Source organism: Asticcacaulis sp. (assembly GCF_020217185.1).
Classification (GTDB): Bacteria; Pseudomonadota; Alphaproteobacteria; order Caulobacterales; family Caulobacteraceae; genus Asticcacaulis.
This window is the reverse complement of record NZ_JAIWNX010000182.1, coordinates 1-10000: the sequence shown is the minus strand read 5'-3', so window position 1 is coordinate 10000 and position 10000 is coordinate 1. Positions and strand designations below refer to the sequence as shown.

At 61.5% G+C, this 10000-nt stretch carries 10 protein-coding genes; 1 reads left to right on the top strand and 9 read right to left on the bottom strand.

Annotated elements, in window-relative coordinates; translation table 11 throughout:
* The 9 genes from trxA to proB form a co-directional block, all read right to left on the bottom strand.
* Window positions 1-521, bottom strand: a 521-nt coding sequence (trxA, locus tag LDL37_RS09025) for a thioredoxin (RefSeq protein WP_290797002.1), incomplete at its 3' end; no start/stop codon positions are given.
* Between the two features lie 82 nt (window positions 522-603).
* Entirely contained in the window at window positions 604-2253 is a 1650-nt protein-coding gene (locus LDL37_RS09020; protein ID WP_290796999.1) for an MDR family MFS transporter, read from the bottom strand.
* 53 nt (window positions 2254-2306) lie between these two features.
* Window positions 2307-2909 (bottom strand): hypothetical protein, encoded by a 603-nt coding sequence (locus LDL37_RS09015; protein ID WP_290796997.1) that lies wholly within the window; start codon window positions 2907-2909, stop codon window positions 2307-2309.
* 50 nt (window positions 2910-2959) lie between these two features.
* Window positions 2960-3655, bottom strand: coding sequence for a phosphate regulon transcriptional regulator PhoB (gene phoB, locus LDL37_RS09010; RefSeq protein ID WP_126422343.1), 696 nt, complete (start codon window positions 3653-3655; stop codon window positions 2960-2962).
* Between the two features lie 18 nt (window positions 3656-3673).
* A complete protein-coding gene (gene phoU / locus LDL37_RS09005) occupies window positions 3674-4360 on the bottom strand; it encodes a phosphate signaling complex protein PhoU (RefSeq protein ID WP_126422341.1) in 687 nt (228 codons plus the stop codon).
* Window positions 4361-4453: 93 nt separating this feature from the next.
* On the bottom strand, window positions 4454-5917 hold the full coding sequence (locus LDL37_RS09000; protein WP_290796991.1) for a histidine kinase dimerization/phospho-acceptor domain-containing protein: 1464 nt from the start codon (window positions 5915-5917) through the stop codon (window positions 4454-4456).
* 157 nt (window positions 5918-6074) lie between these two features.
* Window positions 6075-7340, bottom strand: coding sequence for a glutamate-5-semialdehyde dehydrogenase (locus tag LDL37_RS08995; protein WP_290796988.1), 1266 nt, complete (start codon window positions 7338-7340; stop codon window positions 6075-6077).
* Window positions 7341-7363: 23 nt separating this feature from the next.
* Window positions 7364-7813, bottom strand: coding sequence for a hypothetical protein (locus tag LDL37_RS08990; RefSeq protein WP_290796985.1), 450 nt, complete (start codon window positions 7811-7813; stop codon window positions 7364-7366).
* Window positions 7814-7816: 3 nt separating this feature from the next.
* Entirely contained in the window at window positions 7817-8962 is a 1146-nt protein-coding gene (gene proB, locus LDL37_RS08985) for a glutamate 5-kinase (protein WP_290796982.1), read from the bottom strand.
* Window positions 8963-9101: 139 nt separating this feature from the next.
* On the opposite strand from proB, the gene thrC reads away from it, so the two are divergent.
* Window positions 9102-10000: threonine synthase (gene thrC / locus LDL37_RS08980; protein ID WP_290796980.1), on the top strand; the 899-nt coding region annotated here is incomplete at its 3' end.

The following is a 10000-nucleotide window of genomic DNA, read 5'->3' as shown; positions in this document are numbered from 1 at the left end:
TGTTCCGGCTGTCCGACCTTCATATACATCTTCGCCACACCGGCGATAGCCTTTAGATTTTGCGGGTCCTGATCCAGCACGAAGGAATAGGCCTCCATCGCGCCGCCCAGATCCCCCTGCTCCAGCGATTGCGCCGCCAGCGCCAGCGCGTCGTCAATCGACGGCGCGCCATCATCACCACCGACGCCCAGTTTTTCGATAAAGGCCTTCAGCTCCGATTCCGGCTTGGCCCCCATAAAGCCATCGACCGGTCGCCCGCCCACAAAGGCATAGACGGTGGGGATGGACTGCACGCGCAACTGACCGGCAATGACCGGGTTCTTGTCCACGTCGATCTTGACCAGCTTCACCTTGCCATTGGCCTCAGTGACGACCTTTTCCAGTGCCGGGCCCAGTTGCCGGCACGGCCCGCACCACGTCGCCCAGAAATCGACGATGACCGGCACGGACTGTGAGGCTTCGAGCACGTCGGTCACAAAGGTGGCGTCGGAACCGTCGATAATATGGGGGCTTAAGGCCATGATCTGCTCAACCTTTTTTCTGTATCGTCTTCCTACTCAGGATGGGAAGCGAAGGCAATCGGCGCAAGGCATCGCGCCCGAATTATTCCGGTGACGGTTCTCGTGAAAGCTCTCTGGGTGGCTCACCCGGCGCTTCGCCCAAGGGCTCCGGATCGCGGAAGGATTTGAGCGGCAGTTCCGGGATCAGGGCGGTGGCCAAAAGCCCCAGAATCGACACCAGAAAGCCTGCAAACATCACGCCTTTGATGGCATCCGAGATCGTATCACGCACCACCGGATCAAGCGGTGCCCGGGCGTCGCCACCCTGAACAGATGCTTCTGTCTGACTGGTCAGCGCCATGCGTTCCAGTTCGGCCAGAGACAGGACCTGCTCATGCGCCGCGCTGGCCTTCGGGGCCATGACCATCAGATTGTGGGTCAGGACCGCACCGAAGACCGCCACCCCGACGGTCGAACCGATCTGACGGAAGAACTGACCGGCGCTGGTCGCCACACCCAGTTCGCGCCGCTCGACGGCGTTCTGAACCGCCAGATTGAACAGGCTTTGCGCCGGCCCCAGACCAATGCCGATCAGGGCGACACGCCACACCACGTCCCACACGCCGGCGGTGTTGGGAAGCGTCGCGAGGCACAGGGCCCCAAGGGCCGTCAGGGCCGCCCCACCCAGCATGATCACGCGATACTTGCCGAACCTGTGCACCAGAAGACCGGACAGGGTGGCCGAGGCAATCAGGCCTACGGTCAGCGGCATAAGCGCCAGTCCCGAAGTCGTGGCCGACAGCCCCAGCGCCAGTTGCATCAGCAGCGGCAGGAAGGAGACCAGACCCATAAACGCCATGAAGATCAGCACCGAGGCCAGATTGGCGCTGGCGAAGGTGCGGTTACGGAACAAGGACAGGGACAGGATCGGGTTTTCGACCCTGGCTTCAACGGCCAGAAAGGCGATCAGGGCAATGGCTGCACCGATAAACAGACCCAGCACCAGCGGCGAGGTCCAGCCATCCGTTCCGCCCAGACTTAGGCCCAACAGGAAGGGAAGAAAGGTCGCCAGCAACAGAATGGCACCGGCAAAGTCGATCTTGCCCCCCGTGCGATGCAGCAGCTTGGGCGTCTTGACCAGAATCATGAACAGGGCCAGCCCGGCCAGCGGCAGGTTGATATAAAAGACCCAGCGCCAGCCCGCTATGGGCAGACCGAACAGGTAGACCGTGCCCATATCGGTAAAGAAGCCGCCGATCAGCGGGCCTACCACGCTGGCAATCCCGAAGGTCGCGCCGAACAACCCGCCCAGCTTGGCACGTTCGCGCGGCGGGTAGAGGTCAGCGATCACCGCAAAGGCCGAGGTCATCAGCGCGGCACCCCCAAGCCCCTGAATGGCACGAAAGACGATCAGTTGCACCATACCGCCGCCCAGCAGAGGCAGGTCGCCAAACTCTCCGGCCATACCGCACAGGCCCGACCCAATAATGAAAATCACGACGCCGATGACCAGGATCGGTTTGCGACCGTAGATGTCCGACAGCTTGCCATAGATCGGCACCATGACGGTCGAGGCCAGAAGATAGGCCGTCGTCACCCAGGCGTAGAGATCGAGCCCGGACAAATGCGCCACGATGCGCGGCATGGCCGTGGAGACGATGGTCTGATCAAGCGCCGACAGCAGAAAGACGATCATCAGCGCAATGACCGTGACCCGGCGCTCGGCAGGCGTAAAGGTTTGCGGCGTATCCATGCAGCCCTCTGATGTGCGTTCCACACACCATACCGGCAGTCAGAGCGATCGCGCTACTGCAATCGTTTCGATTCACTCAGGAAGCACGCCAGCGCCTTCTGCGCCGCGGCCTCTGTGGTCAGAGCGGGAGAGCGCAGGCGGTCGTGAAAGACAGGCCGGGCGTGCGGCCCTTTCAGGGGTGCCGAAAAAAGCTCAAGCCAGCGTAGCCCGGCAAAGACGGGCTCCTGCTGAGGCAGGATCAGGTTCGGGCTGTCGAGTCGTATCCGCGCCAACAGATGCCAGGTATCGGGGCCGTCGCCGCTGTCGTTGCGCACCACCGTCAGGTTCTCAAAGTCATCGGGGGTAAAGTGCCGCTGCAAGCGGTGCCGCCCGCGCGTCACGGTCAGGGTGAAACACCCCGGCCGGATCTCCCATAGTTCATCCGGAGACAGCGCGCCAAACACCACAAAGGCCAGCCCGACCGAGAGACCACCGGCTATAATGAAACCGAAGAACAGGGTAAGCACCGACAGAGGCCAAAGACCCCGCCCCAGCTCAAGCACCACCATCACACAGGCAAACAGGCCAACGCCTGTCAGCATCCAGCGGATAAAAACCGGCATGGGTCCACCGAGGCGGATCATCTCTTCCGGGTCATCGGGGCTTTGTGCATCCATGCCTTTTCATAACGCGGATCGGTGAAGCAACCGCGACCAAAGGCGGTTAATCAGCCCTGCATATCCAGCGAATAACCGGCGGAACGCACGGTGCGGATCGGATCATAGTCGGTATCGGCATTGAGCGCCTTGCGCAAACGACCGATATGCACATCGACCGTGCGGGCTTCGACATAGACGTCATTGCCCCACACCGCATCGAGCAGCTGTTCGCGGCTGAAGACGCGCTTGGGGTGCTGCATCAGATAGTCGAGCAGCTTATATTCCGTCGGCCCCAGATGCACGTCGCGGCCCGAACGCTGCACGCGGTGCGACAGACGGTCGATAACGATTTCGCCGAAGATGACCCGGTCTTCCGACAGACCCGGACGGATGCGACGCAGGACGGCGCGGATGCGCGCCACCAGTTCGACCATCGAAAACGGCTTGATCACATAGTCATCGGCACCCGTATCGAGGCCGCGGATGCGGTCGGTTTCTTCCGAGCGCGCCGTCAGCATGACGATGGGCAGGTTGCGCGTCTCGGTCTGGGCGCGCAGGCGGCGCGTCACTTCGATGCCCGACACCTTCGGCATCATCCAGTCGCAGACCAGAAGGTCCGGCTGACGCTCATTGATCATCATGAGGGCTTCGTCACCATCAATGGCAACCCCTACTTCATAGCCCTCTTTTTCGAGGTTATATTGCAGAAGCGTGGACAGGGCGTCTTCGTCTTCGGCGATAATGATGTAGGGTTTTACGCTCATGACAGTTCCTGATGGCCCCTATAGGGTGGACATTTTCGGGCGATCATCGACATAGTCTTCGCCCGTGATTTCGTAATGGATGTGTTCGGCCATATTGGTCGCGTGATCGCCGATCCGCTCCAGATTCTTGGCCATGAAGAGAATATGGGTGCAGGCCGAAATGGTGCGCGGATCACCCATCATGTAGGTCAGAAGCTCGCGGAACAGCGCGTTATAGTGCTCGTCCACCTCGGTGTCTGAAGACCAAACAGCCATGGCCATGTCGAGCTTGCCGGACTTATAGGCATCCAGCACATCGCGCAGGCGCGACGACACCAGCTTGCCCATACGTTCAATCGAGCGCGTCAGCGGCGACATCGGTTCGGCCTCGGCAATCACCAGCGAGCGCTTGGCGATATTTTTAGCCAGATCACCCGTGCGCTCCAGCGAGGTGGCAATCTTCATCGCCGCCACCGTCTTGCGCAGGTCTGCCGCCATCGGCTGACGCAGGGCGATTAGACGGATGCACTTGCGTTCGACATCACGCTCCAGCTCGTCGAGCTTACGGTCGCGTTCAATGACGCTTTGCGCCAAGGCCACATCACGGCGCGCCACGGCTTCGACCGCGTCGGCGACCTGCGCTTCGGCAAGCCCGCCCATCAGCATCACTTCTGCGCTGAGCTGGTCGAGTTCTTCGCCGTAGGTTCTGACGATGTGATTGTTCATGACGTAAGGTTCCTTAGCGAAAGCCCATATGTTGAATTTGTGACAAGCTTATTACACCATGCCGCCCACAGCGGCAAAACTGTCATTTTTCGCTTAGCGCGCGTTCACAAACCCAACCGTCGGGCTTTCCTTATAGCGACCGGGCTGAGGGAAGCAGGCGGTAAAGCTGGTATAGGTCTCAACCGGTCCGGTGGGGGCGACATCGAGCCCGCCATAGGGCAGAAGGTCCTTATCCGCCAGAGCCGAGGGCTTGGCGACGGATTCGACCCCAAGCGCCCCGCGGTGGCGATTGATAATGTGCTTGACGATGGCCAGACCCAGCCCCGTGCCCAGACGGTCGCCCGACTTCTGGCCCTCTACGCGGTAGAAGCGCTCAGCCAGTCGCGGCAAAAACTCGCGACGGATGCCCGGCCCGCGGTCGGTGACGCGCACCACCGTGTACCAGGCCCCGCGCTGATCGGGTCTGAGCAGCACCAGCTTGGCCGCCGCCGGATCACGCGCGCCAAAGGCCTCTTCGAGGGTGCAGTCATTGAAAATTTCGATGTCTATGGTCGAACCGGCCGGAGCGTATTTCAGCGCATTGTCCGAAAGGTTCTGCACGACCTGCAACACCTGATCGCGGTCGGCGGTCAGGAAGTACTGGCCCGGTGGCGGACCGCTGAGGGAAAGAGAGACGCCCTTTTCCTGCGCCAGAATGCTGAGGCTGTCCATCACGTCACGGGCGCACAACGAAATGTCCGCTTCCCCGGACGGCGGCACGTGTTCGTTCATCTCAATGCGGCTGAGAGACAGAAGGTCCTGTATCAGACGCCCCATGCGGTCGGCCTGCGACGCCATGATGTTGAGAAACTTGTCCCGCGCCTTAAGATCGTCCTTGGCGTGACCGCGCAGGGTTTCGATAAATCCGGTCAAGGACGCCAGAGGCGTGCGCAGTTCGTGCGAAGCATTGGCGAGGAAGTCGGCACGCATCCGCTCGATGCGGCGGATATCGGTCTCGTCGCGGATAACCAGGAGGGCCAGACGGCGCAGCCCGCCTTCGGTCACCGGCAGGGGCGAGGTCCAGGCGCGCCAGAACTTGTCCTGAGCCCCGGAGGTCTCAAAAACCGTATCGCGTTCGATATTGCCGAACAGGGCCTCATCGACGGCCTCCAGCACTTCGGGATAACGCAGCGAGGAGACAAGCAGACCACCCTCCTTGGCGATACCGAAGGCTTCGACGGCCGCCGTATTGGCAAAGACGATCCAGCGGCCGGCGATGTCATTGGGCTCAATGCCCGACACGATCATCACCGGATCGGGAATGGCGCGCAGCACCTCCTGAAAGCTCGGCCCTTCCGGTTGCACGCGCACGCGCTCCGGAACCGGCACCACATCGGGTACGACGGTGTTTTTGTGGCGTTGTAACTCGCTGTAGGTGACCAGCAGGCTGACGGCCAGGATGCCCACCGCCACCCACACCAGCCACTGCGCGCCCGGTGACATCAGGGCAAGCGCGATCAGGACCAGAAGGCCCAGAACCAGAGGCAGAAAGATGCGCTTGCGGGGTTGCGCCGCCATATATGTCGGCTCCTGATATTGTGGCGCCCATAAGACCCCGGCGTGCGTTAACAACCTGTTATCCATCAAAGGTCTCCACCCCGGTTTTTTATGGGCAGGACCTAAGCTGATTTGAAGACAGAGGCGTGACAGGCTGGTTAAAAAGCCGGATGGTTTTTTAGGGCCGGGTCTGGCCGCTGCCGCGCACCACGTATTTGAAGGTGGTCAGTTGCTCGGCCCCGACGGGTCCGCGCGCGTGCATCCGGCCCGTGGCAATGCCGATTTCCGCCCCCAGTCCGAATTCCCCCCCGTCGGCAAACTGCGTCGAAGCGTTCCAGATGACGATGGCGGAATCGACTTCGTTGAGGAAGGCTTCGGCGGCTTCCGGGTCTTCGGTGATGATGGCCTCGGTGTGCTCGGTGCCATAGGTGCGGATATGCGCGACCGCTTCGCCAAGACCATTGACCACGCGCACGGCCAGTATCTTGTCGAGATATTCGGTGCGCCAGTCGTCTTCGGTCGCCGCCGTCATCGGTTGGATGGCGCGCGCCGCTTCGTCACCGCGCAGTTCGCAGCCTTTTTCGATCAGGGCCAGAGCGATACGCGGCAACAGGGTTTCGGCCACCGCCTTGTCGATCAGCAGGGTTTCAGTCGCCCCACACACCGAAACGCGGCGCATCTTGGCATTCAGAACGATAGAGACAGCTTTGTCTGCATCGGCCTCGGCGTGGACATAGGTGTGGTTCAGCCCTTCGAGGTGGGCCAGAACCGGCACGCGCGCTTCGGCCTGTACCCGCGCGACCAGTGATTTGCCGCCGCGCGGGATGATCAGATTGACCGCCTCATTCAGACCGCCCAGCAACAGGCCCACAGCGTCCCGATCCGCCGTCGGCACCAGTTGCACGGCGGCGGGCAGATCGGCCTCGGCAAAGGCCTGTTCAAAGGCGACGAAGATGGCTTTGGCCGAGTTCAGCGCTTCGGACCCGGTGCGCAGGATGGCCCCGTTGGAGGAGCGGATACACAGGGCCGCCGCATCGGCGGTCACGTTCGGGCGCGATTCATAGATGATGCCGATAACGCCAATGGGGGTGGACACGCGAGCAATATCGAGCCCGTTCGGGCGCTCCCAGCGCGCCAGTTCCTTACCCACGGGGTCGGGCAGGGCCGCCACCTCTTCGAGGCCCTTGGCCATAGCCTCTACGCGATCCGGGTTGAGTACCAGACGCTCGACCATTGCGCTGGACAGACCCTTCTGTGAGGCAGCCTCCACATCGGCCGCATTGGCGTTCAGAATAGCGTCCCGCTGGGCGCGTATGTGTTTCGCTGCGCTGAGGATCAGTTGCGTGCGCGCCTGCGGCCCCGCCAGACGCAGCGCCTCAGCCCCCGCCTTGGCCTTGGCGGCCAGATCGGTCATCAGTTGGGTCAGATTGTCAGCGGTGTCCATGCCGTTTCCCGTATTTGTCAGTTCTATGAGCGCTTTAGCACTACGGCAAAGCTGTTGTTCTGCGTTGATCTTAAAGCCTGCCCGTAACTTTCGAGATCAAAACCCGGTAAAGCCGTGAGCGTGCCAACCCAATACACTATGCCTTCCGCTTTCGAGGGCAATGTGAGATCACCACCCGTATAGACGATATGGTAAAAAAGATCGTCTTTCCAAGGCCCTTGATTGGTCCTGATCATCGTGACCGCTTCAATATCAGACCAGCGGACGGTGGCTTTCTCCAAGCCTTCGGTTAATACCTTGAAGCCCTCTTCGGCTGAAACAATCACAATCGGATGCGGCGGCTTCTCCTTGCGGCTTCGAGCGAAGCTCATCCGGATCATGAAGACCAGCATCAGCGTTAAAAGCAGCCATCCCCCCCATTTAAAAATGAAAGCGAGCGAAGGCCATCGTGCAAACAGTTCCCCCCAATCCATCGCTCACACCATCACCAGATCGTCTCGGTGGATCACCTCATCACCTGAGGTGTATCCAAGTATCGTCTCAATGTCCTTGCTCGCTCTGCCCTTGATGGCAGCAATGTCGTCCGAGCTGTAGGCCGCGATACCGCGCGCCAGTTCGCGCCCATCGTGCAGGACCGACACGCTATCGCCCTTGTCAAACAGGCCCGCGACGGAGCTGATGCCCGACGGCAGTAGCGATTTACCTGAAGCGAGCGCCCTTGCGGCTCCGGCGTCGATATGGATTTGCCCCGCCGGCACCACCGTCCCGGCGATCCATGCCTTATAAGCCGCTCCCGATGAGCCTTGCGCGGCAAACAGGGTGTAGCGTGCGCCCTGCCCCAAGGCCGACAAGGGCCGCAGGGCCTGACCATTCATGATGGTGGTCGAACAGCCCGCCGCCCCGGCGATGCGCGCGGCGGCGATCTTGGTCGCCATGCCGCCCGTGCCAACACCGGCAGCGGCGTTTGCCCCCCCGGCCATGGCTTCGATATCCGGCGTGATGGTTTCGACTACAGCAATATGTTCCGCTGAGGGATTATTGCGCGGATCGGCGGTATAAAGCCCGTCAATATCCGACAGCAGCACCAGCGCCTCAGACCGCACCAGCATGGCCGCCCGCGCCGCCAGCCGGTCATTGTCGCCATAGCGGATTTCTTCGGTGGCCACGGTGTCGTTCTCATTGACGATCGGCACGACGCCCAGCTTGAGCAGGGTGTCCGCCGTTTCGCGCGCATTGAGCCAGCGCCGGCGACGTTCAGTGTCCTCGCGCGTCAGCAGGACCTGTGCGACCTTGATGCCGTGTTCGGAAAACACCTCGTCCCATGCGCGCATCAGGATGGGCTGACCGGCCGCCGCCGCCGCCTGCTTACGATCCAGCGGTAATTGGCGCGTGGTGAGCCCCAGATAACGCCGCCCCAGGGCACCTGCCCCGGAGGAGACGATCATCACCTCCACACCGGCCTTACGCAGCCGCGCCACGTCTTCGGCCAGACCGCGCATCCACAGCGTGTTGGCCGCACCGGTTTGCGGATTAACGATAAGGGCCGAGCCGACCTTCAGCGTCACGCGCTTCGCCTGCGCGATATGCGCCGGAAAGTCCGATTTTATGGCCGCGACCGTCATGGAAAGTCTTTTCTCAGGCGTCTGAAAATGATAGGCCCGCCGCGAGTGTTTTATCGCGGGCGAAACCCTTGCGCCTATTAGCGGACAATCCCTTCGCGAAGCAAGAAGGGTTTGAATGCTTTTAAGAAATGGTAACAAAATGAACTATATCGGCACGCGCGGTTTCAAAGATCAACGCAGCTTTGCGGGCGCTCTGCTCGACGGTCTGGCCCCCGATGGCGGGCTCTATGTACCGCAGGCGTGGCCGACCCCGGATTTCGACCTGTCCGCCGCCTCGAATGGCGGCTATGCCGACCTGACGGTGAAACTGCTCAGGCTGTTTGGCGTCGGCGTTCTGGGTGATCAGGCGGTCAAGGCGGCGGCTCAGCGCACCGAAGACGCTTTTCTGCGCGATGGGGCCGTGCCTCTGACGCGACTGGAAGACGATCTTTATCTGCTCGAACTGTACCACGGCCCGACCCACGCCTTCAAAGACATGGCCATGCAGATGATGGCCCCGCTGACCGATGCAGCCCTGTCGCAACGCGGCGAAAAGCTCACCCTGGTGACCGCCACCTCCGGCGATACGGGTGCCGCCGCCGTGCGCGCCTTTGCGGGGTCTGAGCACGTCAAACTGATCGTCTTCCATCCGCTGGGCCGCGTCTCGCCCGTTCAACGCCTTCAGATGACAACGGTTCAGGCCGATAACGTGCTGAATGTCGGGGTGAAGGGCGATTTCGACGACTGCCAGAAGATCGTCAAGGCGCTGCTGTCTGAGCCGTCTTTGAAGGCTCAGGGTCTGATCTCTTCGGTCAATTCGATCAACTGGGGCCGCCTCTTGGGGCAGGTCCCCTACTATCTGGCCGCCGCAGCCCATTCGGGCCTGACCAAGCCGGAATTTGTCGTGCCAACCGGTAATTTCGGCGACGCCTTTGCCGGCTGGGTGGCGCGCCAGATCGGCGGCAATGTCGGTCATCTGCACGCCGCCGTGAACCGCAACGACGCCCTCAATCAGGCCATCAATAATGGTCGCTATGTGCGCCGTCAGGCGGTTGAAAC